Genomic DNA, 18,419 nt, shown 5'->3' on the forward strand with positions numbered 1-18,419 from the left:
GAGCTCTTCCTGCGGCCGGCTCGGATCGCCCAGCTTGCGCCGCAATTCCTCCAGAATCCGCTGTGCGCGCTGGGCGGGCGACTGGCTGGCGCTGGGCACCTCGACACGGCCGTCGGAATAGTCCCGATTGCGCATGGGCCGGCCGAGCGGATCGTTGTCGCGCTGGCCCGTCTGCTGGTTGCCCTGGGGGTTGCCCTGGCCCGGCTGGTCGCCGGCCTGCTCGTTCCCTTGGCCGTCGCCCTGCTGCATCTGCTGCATCTGCTGGGCCATGCCCTGCATGCCGCGACGCAGGCTTTCGAGCGCTCGTCCCTGCGCGTCGACGGCAGGCCCGTCCTGGCCCTGGCCGAGAGCGCCTTCGGCATCGCGCATGGCCTGCTCGGCCTCGCCGAGACCCTGCTCGTTCTGCATGCCCATGCCCTGCATGCGCCGCTGCAATTCCTCCAGCCTCTGCCGCAGGGCTTCCTGCCTCTGCCTCAGGCCCAGGGGATCCTGGTCCTGACCGCCCTGGCCGTTCTCCGCCTGCTCCTGACCGTCACCCTGCTGACCCTGCTGGCCTTGCTGGCGCTGTCCCTGCTGGCGCTGCCCCTGACGCTGCCCCTGCTGGCGCTGCCCGTTGCGGTCGCCCTGCTGCATGCGCCGGTTCTGGCCGTCGCGGAAGGTCTCGTCGCGCAGGTTCTGCTGCTCGCGCGCCATGTCCTCCAGGTCCTGCATGGCCTGGTTCATCTCGCGTCCGAGCGGATCGGTCATGCGGCCGTTGGGCTGAGCCGTCTGCAGGTTCTCGAGGATGTTGCGCAGCTGCTCGAGCAGGCGCTGGGCCTCGGCCACGTCGCCGCGGCGCATGGCGTCCTCCATCTGGCGCAGCATCCGGTTGAGGTCGTCCTGCGAGATCATCCGGTCGGGAGGCGTGCGCTGGCTTTGATCCTGCGACTGCTGGTTCTGCTGCATGCGCTGCGCGAATTCCCGCAGGAACTTGTCCATGGCCTGGCGCAGCTCGTCGGTCAGGCGCCGAATCTCGTCGTCCGTGGCGCCCCGGTCCATGGCCTCCTTCAGACGCTCCTGGGCGGCGCGCAGCTCGCGCTCCGCATCGGACAGGTTGCCGTCCTCGATCTGCAGCGCCATGGCCCAGAGCCAGTCGGCCACGTCGAGCAGATCCTGGTCGGACTTGGCGACCCGCAGGCGCTCCGCGCCGGTGCGCAGCCCCATGAACACGCCCCATTGCGGCGTGTACTCGTCCGGCGCGATGAGCAGCGCGTCGAGGGCCACCTGAACGCGCTTGCGGTCGTCCGGGGACAGAACGAGATTGCGCCGCTGCTCGACCAAGGCCTTGGCGAGCGGATTCGTGAAGGGACGCTGCGGCAGGGTGAAGGTGATCGCCTCGCTCAGGGCCTCCTGGCCGGCCTCGTCCTTGGCCTTCAGGCGGATCGTCACGGGCGCGCCCGCCCAGGCATGGTTCGTGAGATCGACCGGGGACTTGGTGTCCGGCGCGTTCTCCTCATGGCTCGGAAGGGCGAGGGTGAGCTGAGGGGCGGGCACGAGGGAGCGCCCCTTGCTGGCGTCGGCCTTCTCGACGATGCCGTCGAGGGACGCGATGCCGTAATCGTCGCGACCCTTGTAGCTCAAGGTGAAGGTGCCGCGGGCGTTGACCTCGGGGGGCGTCGTGAAGGCGATCTCGGGCAGCCGGTCGGGGATGGCCTCGATGGTCAGGGTCACGCTGTGCGCGAATCCGGTCTTGACCGTCAGCTCGCTCGAGCCGTCGAGGGTGTAGCGCTCCTCGCGCATGTCGGCGCGCTGGTTGGCCTTGGGCGGGAGCGGCGTCAGGCCCTTGCCCGGCGTGACCTCCGCACTTCCCTCGCCGGCGATCCGGATCACGACGGTCGAATGGATCGGCGCGCGCAGGCTCTGCCCCCGGGCCAGGTCGATCATCAGGGGCGGCGTGCGGGTATAGAGCGGCGGGTCGATCCATCCGTCGATGCGGAAGGACGGAGAGGCGGTCTCGACCTTGCGCCAGTCGAACGCCGCGGCGAGCCGGGAGCCGATCTCGGGCCCGGCGATGAAGGCGCTCGTCACCAGGGCGAGAAGCCCCGCGGCGCGCACGGCATAGCGGTCGCGCTTGGCCATGTCGGGCTGCGGCAGCCCGACGCGCATGCGGCTGACGGCATCCTCCGCCCGCTTGCGATGAAGCGCCCAGAGGGCCTTGGTGCCGGGATCCGCCGATCCGAGCGCCAGCGTATCGTCAAGGACGCGGGCCGGGCCGTGGGTGAGCCCTGTTTCCCGGTCGAGCCGGTCGAGCGCACGGGTCCGGCTGGGCATGCGCAGGCGCAGGAGCGGCCAGAGCGACAGAAGGAAGGCGGCTCCGAACAGCCCCAGGCCGACGCTACGCCACAGGGGCGAGGCGTCGAGCCAGAGGCCCAGCCAGGAGAGGGTCAGGAACAGCAGGACGATGGCGAAGGGCAGCCAGAGCCGGGGCCAGGCCTCTTCCCACCAGAGGGACCAGCGCGCATGAGTGACCAGGCGCCCGAACCGCTGGTTCAGGGGACTGCGCCCAGGCGTCGGGTTCGGGCCGTCGCTCATGCAAAATATCTCCCGCTGCACCGCCCGTGCAGATAACCCCCGCCTGAAAAGCTAGCACGCGGACCCCGGATGACCAGCGGTCAATTGGGCGCGGAGCTTCAAGAAGAGGTGACCGGCCGTCACGGCTCAGGCCGTTGCCGGTTGATGGTCAATCCTCCGAGCGGGGCATTGTTCGAGAGGGGTGGTCGATTCTGCACGGCAGGTGGCGGGCCGGCGGGCGGGCGCGTCAGCCCAGCCAGGCCGGGACCCGGTCGAGCCCGATCAACTCGTCATAGGTCGGGCGCGGGCGCACCACCGCGTGATCCTCGCCGCGGACCAGCACCTCGGGCACCAGAGGGCGCGTGTTGTAGGTGCTGGCCTGGACGGCCCCGTAGGCGCCGGCGGTCATGACGGCGATGAGGTCGCCCGCCTTCACGGCCGGCATGTCGCGGGACAGGGCGAGATAGTCGCCGGTCTCGCACACGGGGCCGACCACGTCGGCGACGACGCGCGGCGTGCCGGGAGAGGCGGCCAGGACCGGCTTGATGTCGTGATGGGCCTCGTAGAGCGTCGGGCGGATGAGGTCGTTCATCGCCGCATCGACGATCACGAACGGCTTGTCGGCGCCCTGCTTCACGTAGATCACCCGGGCGACGAGCACGCCCGCATTGCCGGCGATCATGCGGCCCATCTCGAACACGAGCTTGAGGCCGAGATCCCTGGTGTGACGCTTGATGATCGCCGCGTAGGCCTGTGGATCGGGCGGGGGCTCGTTGTCCTCCCGATAGGGCACGCCGAGGCCGCCGCCGAGATCGATGTGGTGCAGCCGGTGGCCGTCCGCCATCAGGTCGCGGGCGAGTTCGGCGAGGAGCGCGGTCGCGTTGTCGTAAGGCGCCAGGTCCGTGATCTGGCTGCCGATATGCATGTCGACGCCGGTGACCTCGATGCCCTGGAGCGCCGCCGCCCGGGCATAGACCTCGCGGGCGCGGGCGATGGGGATGCCGAACTTGTTCTCGGACTTGCCGGTCGAGATCTTGGCGTGGGTCTTGGCGTCCACGTCCGGATTGATGCGCACCGACACGGGGGCGCGCATGCCCTTCGAGACCGCCACCTCGGAAAGGGCTTCGAGCTCCGGCTCCGATTCCACGTTGAAGCAGAGAATGCCGCTCTCGAGCGCGAAGGCCATCTCGGCTTTCGTCTTGCCGACCCCGGAGAAGACGATGCGCTCGCCCGGCACGCCGGCCGCGAGCGCGCGGCGCAGCTCGCCCTCGGACACGATGTCCATGCCGGCGCCCAGGCGGCCGAGCGTCCGGAGCACGGCCTGGTTCGAATTGGCCTTCATGGCATAGCAGACGAGGGCGTCCGTGTCGGCGAAGGCCTCGGCGAAGACCCGGTAGTGCCGCTCCAGAGTGGCCGAGGAATAGCAATAGAACGGGGTCCCGACCTCGTCCGCGAGGCGGCGCAGATCGACGCCCTCCGCATGGAGGACGCCGTCACGATAGGCGAAATGGTGCATCGAAAAGGCCTAGAGCAGCGGGTCGAGGATAAACGGCTTGTTGGGAATCGTGTAGCCCCGGTTCGCCTGGGAGCGGGGCGTGCCGACCGGGGAGGGCAGGGTGGCGTCGCTCGCCGGGGTCTGCGTCTGGGTCTCGGCCGCCTGAGCCGAGGCGTCCGGCGGCGGCTCGAGCGCGCCGCGACGGCCGCAGGCGGTCAGACCGAGGGCGAGAAGGCCGCAAACCAGAACGGCGCGAGGAAGGGTCAGGCTGGACGACATGAAGAGCTCCGAAACGTGGCCGCACCATAACGGCAAGCGGTGCCGGATGCGAGAGGCAAGGTGAGGATTGCAACAGACTGAACGCTCAACGCTTTCGTGATGGGACGGACGGCCACGCTGTTCCTTTCGGGCTTGAGGCCCGGGCCGAAAAGCGCCACATCACAGGCCATGTCGAACCCACAGGCCATGTCGAACCCATCGAAATCCCGAGCGGGCTGGATCCTCGGTCTCGCGGCCCTGGCGGCCGCCGGGGCCGGGGCGGCCTGGTACGGCCTCTCGCCCCGCGACCCCCTGGCGGCCGGGGTTGCCGAATGCCGCGCCTCCAAGCCGACCGCAGAGCGCCTGAAGCCGCTGGCCAAGGGCGAGGTGGCGGCCGTCGGCGTGAGCAACGCCCCGAAGCCGCCGCCGGTGATCGCCTTCACGGGGCCCGAGGGCCAGCGGATGAGCCTGTCGGATTTCAAGGGGCGGACGATCCTGGTCAATCTGTGGGCGACCTGGTGCGTGCCCTGCCGCGAGGAGATGCCGGCCCTCGACAGGATTCAGGCTGAGCTCGGCGGTCCCGATTTCCAGGTCGTGGCCATCAATGTGGATACCCGCAATCCCGAGAAGCCGAAGGCCTGGCTGCAGGAGACCGGCATCCGGAACCTGGCCTACCACGCCGATCCCGAGGGCAAGCTCCTGCAGGTGCTCCAGAAATCCGGCCACGTGGTGGGACTTCCGACCACCTTCGTGGTCGATGCGTCGGGCTGCGAGATCGCCCTGCTCAAGGGGCCGGCCCAATGGGCCTCGCCGGACGCCGTCACGTTCATGAAGACGGCTCTGGGGCGGTCCTAGCGCATCGGACGTGTCATCGAACTCACGCCCGATGCTTTAGGCATTTGTTTTGGAGCATCTTTTCACGCAAAACCGGTTCCCACTTTTGCGTCCGATGCTCGAGGCTTTTGTTTTGGAGCATCTTTTCACGCAAAACTGGTTCCACTTTTCCCGTCCGAAGCGCTAGACCGGGAGCGCCCCGCCGCCGTCCGGAACGCCGACCGTGCCGGAAAAGGCCGGCTTCGAGAGCCGCCAGGGGCGGTCCATGGCCTGCCGCGCCTCGCTGCGTTGGAGCCGGCGCGGCGTGCCGTCGGCCAGGATCTCCTCGATCACCAGGAAGCCCAGCGCCTGCAGCATGACGGCCGCCATCTTGGTGGCCCGGTCGTCCGCCCGGATGGACAGGGAACCCGCCGCATAGATGCGCTCCATCAGGCTCTTGGGATGATGGGCCACGGCATCCCGCGGCTTGAAGGCAACGACGTTCGTCTCCGGTTCGATCATGGAACAGCCCCTTCTCGCCGCTCCTTCTTATTCTATGGTGCGCGGCGCTTCTGTTGCATTCAGCACAGTTCATTGTGCCGGAAACTGAGCCGTTTAAGGAATGCGACATAAGACGCCCCTGACCCGCGGAGGGCGCATGAAAAAGGCGGGGTCAACGCCCCGCCTCGGATCGCTCGACAAGGAATGCCGGCCTCAGGCGCTCTGCTGGACCGGAATGCCCTTGTCGGCGAAGAGCTGCTGCAGCTCGCCGGCCTGGAACATCTCGCGGGTGATGTCGCAGCCGCCCACGAACTCGCCCTTCACGTAGAGCTGGGGGATGGTCGGCCAGTTGGAATAGTCCTTGATGCCCTGGCGGATGGTCTCGTCCTCGAGCACGTTGACGCCCTTGTAGGGCACGCCGAGGTAGTTGAGGATCTGGACCACCTGGCCCGAGAACCCGCACATGGGGAATTGCGGCGTGCCCTTCATGAACAGCACGACGTCGTTGGACTTCACTTCGTTGTCGATGATCTGGTTGGCGTCAGCCATGGAATGCTCCTTCGTCCCGACGGTCAAGGCGTCGGACTCGCGTCTCAATTGTCGGGTGCCACGGTCGTCAATGCAAGGGCATGAAGCACGCCTCCCATGCGTCCTTGCAGCGCTGCATAGACCATCTGGTGCTGCTGGACCCGGGACTTCCCCTTGAAGGCCGAGGAGGTGACGGTGGCGGCATAGTGGTCGCCGTCGCCGGCCAGATCCTTGATCTCGACCACCGCGTCCGGCAGGGCGGCTTTGATCATGCTCTCGATATCGTGGGCGTTCATGGGCATGGATCAAACTCCTCAGGACTTGCCGGTCATGTAGTCGGGCAGCCAGGCTTCGTGGGCTGCCTTCAACTGCTTCAGGGATATGGCCTGCCGGCCCGGCAGAATCAACGAATCGCCGCCGGTGATTCCCAGGGTCACGGCCGGAATGCCGACCGCGCCGGCCTCGTAGAGGATGTCGGCCGCCACGTCCTCGTCGACGGCGAGGAGGTAGCGGGCCTGGTCTTCGCCGAACAGGAAGGCATGGAGGGGAAAGCCCTCCGGATAGGCGGTGATCTCGGCCCCCACCTGGCCCGCCATGGCCATCTCGGCGAGCGCGAGCGCGATGCCGCCGTCCGAGACGTCGTGCACGGTGGTCACCTGGCCGGAGCGGATGAGCTGGCGCACGAAGTCGCCGTTACGCTTCTCCAGGGCCAGATCCACCGGCGGCGGCGCGCCCTCCTCGCGACCGCAGACGTCGCGCAGGTAGATCGACTGGCCGAGCCAGCCCCGGGTGGCCCCGATGAGGATGATCGCCTCGCCCTCGCGCCTGAACGCCATGGAGGCGTTCACCGTCACGTCGTCGAGGAGCCCGACCCCGCCGATGGCGGGCGTGGGCAGGATGCCCTGGCCGTTGGTCTCGTTGTAGAGCGAGACGTTGCCGGACACGACCGGGAAGTCGAGCGCCTTGCAGGCCTCGCCGATACCCCGGATGCAGCCGACGAACTGGCCCATGGATTCGGGCCGCTCGGGGCTGGCGAAGTTGAGGTTGTCGGTGATTGCCAGCGGCAGGCCGCCGACCGCCGTGATGTTGCGCCAGGCCTCCGCCACCGCCTGCTTGCCGCCCTCGAAGGGATCGGCCTCGCAGTAGCGGGGCGTGACGTCGGTGGTGAGCGCCAGACCCTTCGGGCCGTCCTCGACCCGCACGATGGCGGCGTCGCCCCCCGGGGTCTGGACCGTGTTGCCGAGGATCAGGTGGTCGTACTGCTCCCAGACCCAGCGCTTGGAGCACTGATCCGGCGAGCCGACGAGCTTGAGGAGCGCCTCGGCCTCGGACACGGGAGCCGTCACGCTCTCTGCCGCAATTACGGGCTGCCGGGGGCTTTCCACCCAGGGGCGGTCATAGACGGGAGCCTCGTCGCCGAGCTCCTTGATCGGCAGGTCGGCCTTCACCTCGCCCTGGTGCTTGATCACGAAGCGCAGGGTGTCGGTGGTCCTGCCGATGACGGCGAAGTCCAGGCCCCACTTGTGGAAAATGGCCTCGGCCTCTTTCTCCATGCCGGGCTTGAGCACCATGAGCATGCGCTCCTGGCTCTCCGAGAGCATCATCTCGTAGGCGGTCATGCCCTCCTCGCGGCAGGGCACCTTGTCGAGGTCGAGCTCGATGCCGAGATTGCCCTTTGCGCCCATCTCGACGGCCGAGCTGGTCAGGCCCGCCGCCCCCATGTCCTGGATGGCGATGACGGCGCCGGATTTCATGAGCTCGAGGCAGGCCTCCAGCAGGAGCTTCTCGGCGAAGGGGTCGCCGACCTGCACGGTGGGGCGCTTCTCCTCCGAGGATTCGTCGAACTCGGCGGACGCCATCGTGGCGCCATGGATGCCGTCGCGGCCGGTCTTCGAGCCGAGATAGACGATCGGGTTCCCGACGCCGGTCGCCTTGGCGTAGAAGATCTCGTCGGTGCGCGCCAGGCCCACCGCCATGGCGTTGACCAGGATGTTGCCGTTGTAGCGCTTGTCGAAGCCCACGGAGCCGCCCACCGTCGGCACGCCGAAGGAATTGCCGTAGCCGCCTATGCCCGCCACCGCGCCGGAGACGAGGTGAGGGGTCTTGGGATGGTCCGGCTCGCCAAAGCGCAGGAAGTTGAGCGACGCGATGGGGCGCGCCCCCATGGTGAACACGTCGCGCAGGATGCCGCCGACGCCCGTCGCCGCGCCCTGATAGGGCTCGATGAAGGACGGGTGGTTGTGGCTCTCCATCTTGAAGATGCAGGCCAGCCCGTCGCCGATGTCGATCACGCCGGCGTTCTCGCCCGGACCCTGGATGACCCAGGGAGCGCTGGTGGGCAGGCCGCGCAGGTGAATGCGGGAGGACTTGTACGAGCAGTGCTCGTTCCACATGGCCGACACGATGCCGAGTTCCGTGATCGTCGGCTCGCGGCCGATCAGGTTCACGAAGCGCTCGTATTCGTCCGGCTTCAGCCCGTGCTCCTTGACCAGCTCCGGGGTGATGGCGACGTCGTTGCGGATCATCGGGGTCTCGTAATCTGGAGGGATCAGGCGGCGCGGGGGAAGGACGACACGAGGCTCTCGAACAGGCCCCGTCCGTCGGTGCCGCCCACGAGGTCTTCGATCAGGTTCTCCGGATGGGGCATCATGCCGAGCACGTTGAGCTTGTCGGAATAGATGCCCGCGATGGAGTTCATGGAGCCGTTGCGGTTGGCGTCCTGCGTGATGTGGCCCTGGGCGTCGGAGTAGCGGAACGCCACCAGGCCCTCGCCCTCGAGCCGCTTCAGGGTCTCCGCGTCGGCCGTGTAATTGCCCTCGCCGTGCGCCACGCACACGTCGATGGCCTGGCCCTTGGCGTAGGCCCGGGTGAAGGCGGTGTCGTTGCGCTCGACCTTGAGGAACTGCCGGTGGCAGATGAACCTGAGGTTCGCGTTGCGCATCAGGATGCCGGGAAGAAGCCCGGATTCGCACAGGATCTGGAACCCGTTGCAGATCCCGAGCACGAGCCCGCCCCGCGCCGCATGGGCGCGCACCGCATCCATCACGGTGGCACGGCCGGCGATCGCCCCGCAGCGCAGATAGTCGCCGTAGGAGAAGCCGCCCGGCAGGACCACGAGATCCGTGCCCTGCGGCAGCTCGGTTTCGGCATGCCAGACCTTCTCCACCCGGGATCCGGCCGATTGGAGCGCCCGCAGCACATCGCCTTCGCGATTGGAGCCGGGGAAGACGATGACGGCAGATTTCATGGGAGCCTCACGCGATCTCGACGCGGTAATTCTCGATGACGGTGTTGGCGAGGAGTTTCTCGCAGGCGGCCTTGAGGGCGGCTTCGGCCTTGGCCTTGTCGGTGGTGCCGAGCTCGATGTCGAAGACCTTGCCCTGGCGCACGCCGTCGATGCCCTCGACGCCGAGCGACTTGAGGGCTCCCTCGATGGCCTTGCCTTGGGGGTCGAGAACGCCGTTCTTGAGGGTCACGGTGACACGCGCTTTCATGGGGGCCTCGGGCTGTTGAGATTTGGCCAAGGCCATAAAGAATTTAGCCGCAGGAGACAACGGGCTCGACGCATGATCCGGTGAAGTGTCCGCCGGTTCACCGCAAGACCATGCGTCCGGCGTGGATTCAGGGGCCCAATTCGCGGGCAGCGACGGACTTGGCCGTCTCGCGCACCGCATCCGGCGCCTCGCCGATCACCAGAACGACGCCGAGATCGGTCCCGGAGCGCCGCCCGAGCGCCGCCCCGTAGGCCGGCGGCTTGCCGCCGTCGGCGGGCGCGAGATCGATCACGAAACCCGGATAGGGCGCATCCTCGAGGCGCGCTACGGTGATCCTGGTCCGGACGGGCCTGTCCCGGCCCGCGGGCGAGCGCAGGGCCCGAGCCAGACGCTCCGGATCCTTCAAGAGGGCATCCGTGATGTCCGCATCCCGTCCGGTCAGTCGGATGACGCTCACCGCCAGACCCGGACCGCATTCGGGCGGGGCGCAGAAGGCCAGGGCCACCGGCTCAGCCCGATCCTCGGCCAGCCATTTGCGCAGGGGCAGGGCATCCCAGGACCGGTCGGGCGGGAGACCGGCCACCTGACGGGGAATATAGCCGCAGCCCACGACGGACAGGGTGAGGGCCAGGATCGGAAGGCTGACACGCAACAGGCGGAAAGGCATGGCTTCATCTATGCGCGAAACGGATCGGCAGGTCGACGGCTTTCTGTCACGCCGGGCCTTCTCGGCACGGGCGGCGCCATCCCGGTCATCCACCCTCTCCGTCATGGCCGGCCGGTCATGACCTGCCTCTTGCCGGCCATCCCGATGCGGTGGGGCGCTGCGCTTCAGACGATCGAGATCACCGGCACAAGGCCGGTGATGACGGGGTGTGTGTGGCCCGGTGCGAACACCCTCCCACGTCATGGCCGGGCCTGTCCCGGCCATCCCGGTCGGAAAGACGCCGCGCCTCGATCAATCGGGATCACCGGGACAAGCCCGGTGATGACGGATTGCGTGGCGCCCCCGCAGGTCCCGATCAGGCATGCGCAGCGCCTCTCCCTCGGGACCGGCGGAACGGACTCATGGCGTCGAAGAAGCGCCGGGCCCCCGGCGGCCAACAAAAAGCCCGGCGCGGCGGCCGGGCTTTGCAGGATGCGAGGAACGTGGGCCTTACTGCACGAGGCGCGGGCCGCCCGTGACCGGGTTCTCGTTCTCGGACAGGATGCCGAGCCGGCGGGCCACCTCCGTATAGGCCTCGACCAGCCCGCCCATGTCCCGGCGGAACCGGTCCTTGTCGAGCTTGTCCTTGGACTTGATGTCCCAGAGGCGGCACGAATCCGGCGAGATCTCGTCGGCCACGACGATGCGCATCATCTCGCCCTCCCAGAGACGGCCCGTCTCCAGCTTGAAGTCGACGAGGCGGATGCCGACCCCGAGGAAGAGGCCGGACAGGAAATCGTTGACCCGGATGGCCAGCGCCATGATGTCGTCGATCTCCTGGGGCGAGGCCCAGCCGAAGGCCGTGATGTGCTCCTCCGAGACCATCGGGTCATTGAGGGCGTCGTTCTTGTAATAGAATTCGATGATCGAGCGGGGCAGCTGGGTGCCCTCCTCGATGCCGAGGCGGGTGGCCAGCGAGCCGGCGGCCACGTTCCGCACCACCACCTCGAGGGGGATGATCTCGACCTCGCGAATCAGCTGCTCGCGCATGTTGAGGCGGCGGATGAAGTGGGTCGGGATGCCGATGTCGTTCAGATGCTGGAACAGGTATTCCGAGATCCGGTTGTTGAGCACGCCCTTGCCGTCGATCACTTCATGCTTCTTGGCATTGAAGGCGGTCGCGTCATCCTTGAAGTGCTGGATGAGCGTTCCGGGTTCCGGGCCCTCATAGAGGACCTTCGCCTTGCCCTCATAGATGCGACGGCGACGATTCATAGGCGTGTACCGTGGTTTGAGAAAATCCATTTGCCGTGGCTCCTGGGGATGGTCATTTTTTTAGATCCGCGGCTGGCGTGACGCGCGGCTTTTCGCCGGCGGTCCGCTTGAAGGGCAACCTATCCGATCCCTCGGGCAAGCACAACGCGGGGAGACAGGCTGCAACCCTGCAACCTGGTGAAAGCACCGTTGGAGAGATGGGGAGCGTCTGGCGGCAGCGCGAGTGCGCCCTTATATCGCATAAGGAAAAGCCAGGGAGGACAAGGCCGATGACCACGTTCGACGACCGGGAGGAAGCCTTCGAGAAGCGGTTCGCCCTCGACGAGGAGCTCCGCTTCAAGGCGACCGCGCGCTGCAACAAGCTCCTGGGCCTCTGGGTGGCCGGGCGCATGGGCAAGACCGGCGCCGACGCGGAGGCCTATGCCAGGAGCATCGTCCTGGCCGATTTCCACGAACCCGGGGACGGCGACGTGATCCGCAAGGTGCATCAGGATCTGGGCGCCGCCGGCCAGCCGCTGGACGAGAGCGCGCTCAGGGCCAAGCTCGGCCAGCTGAGGGCTCAGGCGATCGAGGAGATCAAGGCGGGGCGTTAGCGCCTCCGGGCTGCGACCTTGTTGCGCCGAGGCGCCGTTGAAGCAAAGGGGCATCATGCCGACCCATCCATCGTTCCCCGAGCGGCTGAGAGCCGGCTCCCCCCTGCTGACGGCCTGGTGCGGCCTGCCGGATCCCTCCGTGGCCGGCATCCTGGCCCGCGAGGCGTTCGACGCGGTCGTCCTGGACATGCAGCACGGCGCCGTAGACTTCCCCGCCGCGCTCCAGGCCGTGCCCCTCGTCGCCGCCGCCGGGAAGCCGGCCCTGGTCCGTCTCCCCGTGGGGGACTTCGCCACCGCGTCGCGGTTCCTCGATGCCGGCGGGACCGGCGCGATCGCCCCGATGATCAACACCGTCGAGGATGCACGGCGCTTCGCCGCCTTCATGAAGTACCCGCCGACGGGCGAGCGCAGCTGGGGCGCCTATGGGGCGCTCCCGCTGACCGGGATGGAGCCGGGCGACTACCTCCGGAAGGCCAACGACCTGACCGTATCCTTCGCCATGGTGGAGACCCGGGAGGCCCTGGCCATCGTCGACGACGTCCTGGCCGTGCCCGGAATCGATGGAGTCTTCGTCGGCCCCTCGGACCTGTCGATCGCGCTGGCTCGGGGAGGGGGCGTCAATCCCACCGGCGCGGAGGTCGAGAAGGCACTGGATCACGTGCTCGCCCGGGCGAAGGCCGCCGGAAAGCTCGCGGCCGTTTACGCCCAGTCGGGAGATCGCGCGGCGGAGCTGTCCGCCAAGGGGTTCCACATGGTGTCCATCGGCAACGACATCGCCATGCTCCGGTCCGGCGCCCATGCGGCCCTCGCAGCCGCGCGGGCCTAGAGCATCGGACGTGACCCAGAGGGCCGCGCCAGCGACCCGAAGGGCCACGCCAGTGAAAAGTGGACCCACTTTTGGGATCTGATCCGATGCTCAGGCCTTTAGCGGCGCACCGTTCGACGCGAAAAACCGCGTCCACTTTTTCGCACGGTGCGCTAGCGGCTTCCGGGGGAGGGGAGGCCAGGGCGGCCGGCGGTCCGGTCAGCCGGGAGCGCCCTCCCGGGACTTGATCACGCGGTAATAGGTCCAGAGCATCTTGGCCGCGACCCCCCGCCATGGGCGCCATCGTTCGGCCAAGGCGGTCAGGGTGCGGGCGTCCGGCCGCGCTTCGAGCCCGTAGGCGAGGCGGGCCGCCTCCTGCACGGCCAGATCCCCGCTCGGAAAAGCGTCCGGATGCCCGAGGCAGAAGAGCAGGTAGACGTCCGCCGTCCAGGGGCCGATCCCCTTCACCCGCGTGAGGAGGCCATGAGCCTCCTCGGCCGGGCGATTCCGCAGCTCATCGAGGGAGAGGCTGCCTTCCACGATCTCCGTCGCCAGGGCGCGCAGGGTCCGGACCTTGCCGGCGGACAATCCGGCTGCCCGGAGATCCTCGTCGGACAGCCGGAGAAAGACGTCCGGCCGCGGCGGTTCGAGGATCTGCCGGAGGCGATTCCAGATGGCTGCCGCGCTGGCGGTGGAAACTTGCTGTCCTACGACGATCCAGGCCAGGCCCTCGAAGCCGGGCGGCCGTTTGCGCAAGTGCGGCGTGACCCCGTCCGCCGCCAGCTTCGCCATGATGGGGTCCGCCAGCACCAGTTCGCCCAAGCCCCTCTTGAGAACCGCATCCGTTTCGAGGAGGGTGGTCATTCCTTGAGGTTCCTTCCTGTCCCGCAGGCTCCCGTGACGAAGCCCGTTTTCCGATTCGCTCCGAGCCCGAACGGGCGGCTTCACCTGGGCCATGCCTATTCGGCTCTTCTCAATGCCGATTTCGCCGGCCGATTCGGCGGGCGCTTCCTCCTGCGCATCGAGGATATCGATATCACACGATGCCGGCCGGACTTCGAGGCCGCCATCCATGAGGATCTCGCCTGGCTCGGCCTGCAGTGGGAGATTCCGGTGCGGCGCCAGTCCGAACATTTTGCGGATTACCGCGCTGCCTTCCTGAAGCTGAAGGGGAGGGGTGTCGTCTATCCCTGCTTCTGCACCCGCCGGGACATCGTGCAGGCCGTTGCCCGCCGGGAACAGGAGAGCGGCCGGGACTGGCCCCGGGATCCGGACGGCGCACCCCTCTACCCGGGGACCTGCCGGGAGGTGCCCGCCGCAGAGGCCGAGCGCCGGATCGCGGCCGGCGAGCCCCAGGCCTGGCGCCTGGACAGCGCGGCTGCGCAGAAGCTCAGGCCGGGGCCGCATGCCTTCAGGCGGTTCGACCGCGACGGCCGCGAGGAGACGGTCGCGGCTGATCCCTGGCGCTGGGGCGACGCGGTGATCGTGCGCAAGGAAATCCCGTCGAGCTACCATCTCTCCGTGGTGGTGGATGACGCCCTCCAGGGCGTCACCCACGTGGTGCGCGGCCAGGATCTCGAAGCCGCGACCGACCTCCACGTGCTGCTGCAGGCGCTGCTGGACCTGCCGACGCCCCTCTATCACCACCACGGGCTCGTGCTGGACCCCACGGGCGACAAGCTGGCCAAGAGCCGGCAATCGCCAGCCCTGTCGGAGCTGCGCGCCGACGGCGTGACCCCGCAGGCCATCCGGCGGCGCCTCGGCTTCTAGAGTATCGGACGGGAAAAGCGGGAACCGGTTTTGCGTGAAAAGATGCTCCAAAACATAAGCTTAAAGCCTCGGACGCGGCCCTCTGCGTCCGCCCCGAACGATGCGCCAGCCAAGAATGGAGCATCGGATGGCCCTCCGGGGCCGCACGACGGGCTCGCGCAGCCCCGCCTCAGCCTATGCCGAGCACGGAGAGCCAGACGAGCGTCGTGCCCAGGGCGAGGAACGTCGACAGGGTGATGGCGCTGGACGCGAGGGCAACGCCTTCCCCGTAGCGCTCGGCGAAGAGATAGGCATTGATCCCGGACGGGCACGAGGCGAAGAGCACCGCGACCCCGGCCCAGACCGGCGGCATGGCGAACACCTTTGTGGCCAGCACCAGCACGATCAGGGGATGGAGCACGAGCTTGAGGAAGGAGATTGCGGCCGGCAGTTTCCAGCCCGTCTGGAGGCCATAGCGGCGCAACGCGATGCCCATGGAGATGAGGGCGCAGGGCACCGCCGCGCTCCCCAGGAGATCCATGACCTGCCAGGCGGGAGCCGGCACGTGGGCGGCAAACGGGCGGCAGGCGGATCCCGCCAGGATCCCGACGACGATGGGATGGGTCAGGAGGCGGCGCAGGACGACGACCGGCGAAGCCTGGCGCCCCTCGGCCAGGACCGTCGCCAGGGTCATCGTGACGGGGAGATGCACGGCGATCAGGAGGAAGAGCGGAACCGCGCCCTCGTCCCCATAGGCCTTGAGGATCATCGGAACGCCGACGAAGACGGTGTTCGCCTGTCCGGCCGAGAAGCCGGCGACGACTCCGGACACACCCTTGATCCCGAAGAACCGCCGCCCGATCACGGTGGCCAGGAGCCAGACGACGGCCACCCCGACGAAATAGGAGATCCAGTAGCCCCAGGGCTGGACGTCCGGGATCTCGGCGCGCACGAGGGTGCGGAAGATCAGGCACGGGAGGGAGAGCGTGAAGACGAATTCGGACAGGCCTTCGCCGGCCCGCTCGGAGATGAGTCCCGTCTGGCGCGCGACATAGCCGATGCCGATCAGGCCGAAGACCGGCAGGACGATCGCGAAAAGGTCGAGCATGGGGCTCTATCGCAGCTCGGCCCGCTGGGAGAGCGTGGCGGAGGCGACGCTGTGGGACATCAGTTCGTCGACCTGCTCACGCTGGCGCTTGAAATCCGCCAGCCCGCGACCCTCGAGCTCCCGTCCCCGCGGCAGGCGGATCTTGAGAGGATCGACGAAGCTGCCGTTGATGAGCACCTCGTAGTGGAGGTGAGGGCCGGTCGACAGGCCCGTGCTGCCCAAATAGCCGATGACCTGCCCCTGCCGGACCCTGGTGCCGGACGCCATGTTCTTGGCGAAGCCGGACATGTGGGAATAGGTCGTCACATAGCCGTTCGCGTGCTGGATCTCGATGTGACGCCCGTAGCCCGATTTCCAGTCGGCGAAGCGGATGGTGCCGTTGCCGGCGGCCAGGATCGGGGTGCCCACCTTGTTGGCCCAGTCGATGCCCGTATGGGGCCGCGAATAGCCCAGGATCGGATGGAAGCGCGATCCGAAGCCCGAACGAAGAATGCCGTCGGAGATGGGCTTGCGGATCAGGAACTTCTTGAGGGAGCGGCCGGATTCGTCGAAGAAGTCGACCGTGCCGTCCTCGCCCTGATAGCGATAGACGCGGCGGGCTTCCCCGGCCACCGTCAGGGCGGCATAGAGAACCTCGGGCGCGCCGTTGTCGTCATCGGAGCCGAAGAAGATCTCGAAGGAGTCACCCTGCGAGACCCGGCGCTGAAAATCCACGTCGTAGCCGAAGATCCGCACCAGTTCGTCGACCGTCTGGCGGGGCAGCTCGTTCTTGAGCGCCGTTTCGTAGAGGCTTTCGTAGAGCCGCACGCCGCGCCCGTCGTCGTCCTCGTCCTCCTCGTTCTCCGAGGCTTCGGCGACCTGGCGGTTCCTCTCGTCGGCCGGTGGCGTGACGGACACGAAGACGCCGCGATCGTTGGCGGCCGCGATTCCCTCGATCCCTCGTTCTCCCAGCGTGATCACCCGGACGATCTGCCGGGGGTCGCCGAGCCGGGGCCCTGGGGCAATGAGAATGCGCAGCCTCTGGCCTTCGGTCAGACCCTCGACCTTGATCCGGGCCGCCAGAGCCGTGGTGATCGCGGCGATCTGCCCGGGGGTGCCCCCGTAGCTGCGCAGGACCGTCTCGAGGGTCTCTCCCTTCTTGAGGACCACGTCGCGTTCCTCGACGAGGGGCGCCATGGTCTTCTGCTCGATCTTGGGCAGTTCGGTCACGTTCTCGGGCACGACGCGAACCTCGATCGTGCTGAAGGGGGCGTCCACGACGCGGGCGTATCCCAGGGCGTCTCCAAGCCCTTCCGGCTGCCGCAGGGTCCGGGACAGCATCTGCTGGGCCGGGATCGGCACCGAGGTCCGGCGCCCCGCATCGTTGAAGACCCGCCGTTCCTCCTCCAGGATCGCCAGCACGTCGCCGTCGGTCAGGGAGGGGGCGCTCGCCGCGATGGCTACCGAAGCGAGATCGCGCCTGAGGACCGATACGTCCGCGTCCGCGACCTCCGGGGTCGGCTCGACGCGTTGCTCGTCCATTCCCTCAGCAAACAGGCGCAGCGGATTGAAGGGCGGGATGTCGGCCGCGTAGGTGCCGGCGCTCAGGGAGAGGTTCGTGGCGATGCGGACGAAGTTGCGGACCTTGATCGCCTCGCGCTCTCCGATGCGGATCGTCATCGGGGCCTTGAAGCTCTGGCGCGCAGACGACGTCTGCTCCGTCATGTTGAGCCGGTCGGCCTTGCGGGCCAGGTTCGAGGTCCGCTCCTCGACGCTCGCCGACGGAGTCCGGCCATTGAGAGCGGCCCGCTCAGGCGGGAGGGCGGAGGTCGTCGCCCCTTCGAGGGCGATGTAGATGGAGGCTCCGATCAGGACGGCGCCCGTGACGCCGGTCAGGATGCTGGCGCCCAGCCAGCGCAGGTTCACTTCCCACTTGTCGACCTCAGGGGCCGCGTTGCCGCTGGTATTGAGGGGAGGTTCATGGCCGAGATCGATGCCGGACGACAGGCGCGAAGCTTCCTTTCGGGAACTCTTGGCATGGCTGTCATCGGGGGGAAGAGCGGTCATGATCTCTGTCTGGCATGAAGGACGTGGGTTGCTGTCACAGACACCAGAGGCCATCTAGCACAAGAGACGACAACCGCACAGACTAATAGACAAGCTTGCGCAGGGCGCGCCAACTCTCCGAGGATAGAGGGTGCGGAAATGGACGCCCGCCGCGGCTCTGCTTCGGGCCGCACTGTGTCGGCAGTGAGGCAGGGGTGAAAAAACCTGTGCGGGAGGCGCTCCGGAAAGCCCACAGGCGGCCTGTCAAAAAACTTTCACGAAGCACGTTGACAGGCCCGCGAGGTTCGGCCTATATACCCCCATCGACGCCGCCGCTGACGCGAACGGCGCCCAGATCTTCCTCAGAAACCGGGCTGTTGGGCCCGACTTCGGTCGGGAACAAGCGCTGTTCTGCGGAGGTCTGTTTTTATCGGTCACATCGGAAGATGTGTTGCTCTTTGACATTGTTGAGAGGGAAGAGAAGCGTAGGCGGCGGTGTCCTTGCGCCGGCCCTTATGGGGCTGGATGGAATGAACATCGACCAGTCTTACGCTTTGGTGAGTACACCGCTTCAGGGAA

Annotated in this window: 18 protein-coding genes; 4 read left to right on the plus strand and 14 right to left on the minus strand. The window is 67.7% G+C overall.

Going from position 1 to position 18,419, the window contains the following annotated elements:
• The 3 genes from NF876_RS39795 to lptM all read right to left on the minus strand — a co-directional run.
• A partial coding sequence (locus NF876_RS39795; RefSeq protein ID WP_262273303.1) for a TIGR02302 family protein occupies positions 1 to 2,571 on the minus strand: 2,571 nt, incomplete at its 3' end.
• 226 nt (positions 2,572 to 2,797) lie between these two features.
• Positions 2,798 to 4,066, minus strand: coding sequence for a diaminopimelate decarboxylase (lysA, locus tag NF876_RS39800; protein ID WP_262273304.1), 1,269 nt, complete (start codon positions 4,064 to 4,066; stop codon positions 2,798 to 2,800).
• A 9-nt stretch (positions 4,067 to 4,075) separates the two neighbouring features.
• Entirely contained in the window at positions 4,076 to 4,324 is a 249-nt protein-coding gene (gene lptM / locus NF876_RS39805; protein WP_262273305.1) for an LPS translocon maturation chaperone LptM, read from the minus strand.
• Positions 4,325 to 4,510: 186 nt separating this feature from the next.
• Here lptM and tlpA point away from each other — a divergent pair, with 186 nt between their 5' ends.
• On the plus strand, positions 4,511 to 5,158 hold the full coding sequence (tlpA, locus tag NF876_RS39810) for a thiol:disulfide interchange protein TlpA (protein ID WP_262273306.1): 648 nt from the start codon (positions 4,511 to 4,513) through the stop codon (positions 5,156 to 5,158).
• A gap of 162 nt (positions 5,159 to 5,320) precedes the next feature.
• Here tlpA and NF876_RS39815 read toward each other — a convergent pair whose 3' ends face one another.
• From NF876_RS39815 to purC, 8 genes are all read right to left on the minus strand, one after another.
• On the minus strand, positions 5,321 to 5,638 hold the full coding sequence (locus NF876_RS39815) for a hypothetical protein (RefSeq protein ID WP_262273307.1): 318 nt from the start codon (positions 5,636 to 5,638) through the stop codon (positions 5,321 to 5,323).
• Positions 5,639 to 5,830: 192 nt separating this feature from the next.
• The gene (gene grxD / locus NF876_RS39820) at positions 5,831 to 6,166 is read right to left on the minus strand and encodes a Grx4 family monothiol glutaredoxin (protein ID WP_210807856.1); all 336 of its coding nucleotides are present in this window, start codon (positions 6,164 to 6,166) and stop codon (positions 5,831 to 5,833) included.
• A gap of 44 nt (positions 6,167 to 6,210) precedes the next feature.
• Complete coding sequence (locus NF876_RS39825; protein WP_036362056.1) at positions 6,211 to 6,447, minus strand: BolA family protein; 237 nt, start codon at positions 6,445 to 6,447, stop codon at positions 6,211 to 6,213.
• Between the two features lie 12 nt (positions 6,448 to 6,459).
• Positions 6,460 to 8,670: a phosphoribosylformylglycinamidine synthase subunit PurL gene (gene purL / locus NF876_RS39830; protein ID WP_262273308.1), complete on the minus strand. Its 2,211-nt coding sequence runs from the start codon at positions 8,668 to 8,670 to the stop codon at positions 6,460 to 6,462.
• 23 nt (positions 8,671 to 8,693) lie between these two features.
• Positions 8,694 to 9,392 (minus strand): phosphoribosylformylglycinamidine synthase subunit PurQ, encoded by a 699-nt coding sequence (gene purQ / locus NF876_RS39835; protein WP_262273309.1) that lies wholly within the window; start codon positions 9,390 to 9,392, stop codon positions 8,694 to 8,696.
• A gap of 7 nt (positions 9,393 to 9,399) precedes the next feature.
• Positions 9,400 to 9,639 (minus strand): phosphoribosylformylglycinamidine synthase subunit PurS, encoded by a 240-nt coding sequence (gene purS, locus NF876_RS39840; protein ID WP_173946714.1) that lies wholly within the window; start codon positions 9,637 to 9,639, stop codon positions 9,400 to 9,402.
• A gap of 127 nt (positions 9,640 to 9,766) precedes the next feature.
• On the minus strand, positions 9,767 to 10,306 hold the full coding sequence (locus tag NF876_RS39845) for a hypothetical protein (protein WP_262273310.1): 540 nt from the start codon (positions 10,304 to 10,306) through the stop codon (positions 9,767 to 9,769).
• A gap of 489 nt (positions 10,307 to 10,795) precedes the next feature.
• The gene (gene purC / locus NF876_RS39850; protein ID WP_262273311.1) at positions 10,796 to 11,590 is read right to left on the minus strand and encodes a phosphoribosylaminoimidazolesuccinocarboxamide synthase; all 795 of its coding nucleotides are present in this window, start codon (positions 11,588 to 11,590) and stop codon (positions 10,796 to 10,798) included.
• 239 nt (positions 11,591 to 11,829) lie between these two features.
• On the opposite strand from purC, the gene NF876_RS39855 reads away from it, so the two are divergent.
• Entirely contained in the window at positions 11,830 to 12,153 is a 324-nt protein-coding gene (locus NF876_RS39855) for a DUF1476 domain-containing protein (RefSeq protein WP_262273312.1), read from the plus strand.
• 55 nt (positions 12,154 to 12,208) lie between these two features.
• Entirely contained in the window at positions 12,209 to 12,979 is a 771-nt protein-coding gene (locus NF876_RS39860; protein WP_262273313.1) for an HpcH/HpaI aldolase family protein, read from the plus strand.
• A gap of 198 nt (positions 12,980 to 13,177) precedes the next feature.
• On the opposite strand, the gene NF876_RS39865 is transcribed toward NF876_RS39860, so the two are convergent.
• The gene (locus NF876_RS39865) at positions 13,178 to 13,822 is read right to left on the minus strand and encodes a DNA-3-methyladenine glycosylase family protein (RefSeq protein ID WP_262273314.1); all 645 of its coding nucleotides are present in this window, start codon (positions 13,820 to 13,822) and stop codon (positions 13,178 to 13,180) included.
• Between the two features lie 33 nt (positions 13,823 to 13,855).
• Between NF876_RS39865 and gluQRS the strand changes: the two genes are divergently transcribed.
• Positions 13,856 to 14,728 (plus strand): tRNA glutamyl-Q(34) synthetase GluQRS, encoded by an 873-nt coding sequence (gluQRS, locus tag NF876_RS39870; RefSeq protein WP_262273317.1) that lies wholly within the window; start codon positions 13,856 to 13,858, stop codon positions 14,726 to 14,728.
• Between the two features lie 169 nt (positions 14,729 to 14,897).
• On the opposite strand, the gene NF876_RS39875 is transcribed toward gluQRS, so the two are convergent.
• Positions 14,898 to 15,815 (minus strand): AEC family transporter, encoded by a 918-nt coding sequence (locus NF876_RS39875; RefSeq protein WP_262273315.1) that lies wholly within the window; start codon positions 15,813 to 15,815, stop codon positions 14,898 to 14,900.
• Positions 15,816 to 15,821: 6 nt separating this feature from the next.
• Positions 15,822 to 17,861: a M23 family metallopeptidase gene (locus NF876_RS39880; protein ID WP_262273316.1), complete on the minus strand. Its 2,040-nt coding sequence runs from the start codon at positions 17,859 to 17,861 to the stop codon at positions 15,822 to 15,824.
• Positions 17,862 to 18,419: the final 558 nt, after the last annotated feature.

The organism is Microvirga yunnanensis (assembly GCF_025460875.1).

Excerpts from the sequence above, each read along its gene's own strand:
- lysA (WP_262273304.1), bottom strand. The coding sequence starts at position 4,066 with ATGCACCATTTCGCCTATCGTGACGGCGTCCTCCATGCGGAGGGCGTC.
- NF876_RS39855 (WP_262273312.1), top strand. The coding sequence starts at position 11,830 with ATGACCACGTTCGACGACCGGGAGGAAGCCTTCGAGAAGCGGTTCGCC.
- NF876_RS39815 (WP_262273307.1), bottom strand. The coding sequence starts at position 5,638 with ATGATCGAACCGGAGACGAACGTCGTTGCCTTCAAGCCGCGGGATGCC.
- purL (WP_262273308.1), bottom strand. The coding sequence starts at position 8,670 with ATGATCCGCAACGACGTCGCCATCACCCCGGAGCTGGTCAAGGAGCAC.
- tlpA (WP_262273306.1), top strand. The coding sequence starts at position 4,511 with ATGTCGAACCCATCGAAATCCCGAGCGGGCTGGATCCTCGGTCTCGCG.
- purS (WP_173946714.1), bottom strand. The coding sequence starts at position 9,639 with ATGAAAGCGCGTGTCACCGTGACCCTCAAGAACGGCGTTCTCGACCCC.
- lptM (WP_262273305.1), bottom strand. The coding sequence starts at position 4,324 with ATGTCGTCCAGCCTGACCCTTCCTCGCGCCGTTCTGGTTTGCGGCCTT.
- NF876_RS39865 (WP_262273314.1), bottom strand. The coding sequence starts at position 13,822 with ATGACCACCCTCCTCGAAACGGATGCGGTTCTCAAGAGGGGCTTGGGC.
- NF876_RS39860 (WP_262273313.1), top strand. The coding sequence starts at position 12,209 with ATGCCGACCCATCCATCGTTCCCCGAGCGGCTGAGAGCCGGCTCCCCC.
- purQ (WP_262273309.1), bottom strand. The coding sequence starts at position 9,392 with ATGAAATCTGCCGTCATCGTCTTCCCCGGCTCCAATCGCGAAGGCGAT.
- NF876_RS39880 (WP_262273316.1), bottom strand. The coding sequence starts at position 17,861 with ATGACCGCTCTTCCCCCCGATGACAGCCATGCCAAGAGTTCCCGAAAG.
- NF876_RS39875 (WP_262273315.1), bottom strand. The coding sequence starts at position 15,815 with ATGCTCGACCTTTTCGCGATCGTCCTGCCGGTCTTCGGCCTGATCGGC.
- grxD (WP_210807856.1), bottom strand. The coding sequence starts at position 6,166 with ATGGCTGACGCCAACCAGATCATCGACAACGAAGTGAAGTCCAACGAC.
- purC (WP_262273311.1), bottom strand. The coding sequence starts at position 11,590 with ATGGATTTTCTCAAACCACGGTACACGCCTATGAATCGTCGCCGTCGC.
- NF876_RS39825 (WP_036362056.1), bottom strand. The coding sequence starts at position 6,447 with ATGCCCATGAACGCCCACGATATCGAGAGCATGATCAAAGCCGCCCTG.
- NF876_RS39845 (WP_262273310.1), bottom strand. The coding sequence starts at position 10,306 with ATGCCTTTCCGCCTGTTGCGTGTCAGCCTTCCGATCCTGGCCCTCACC.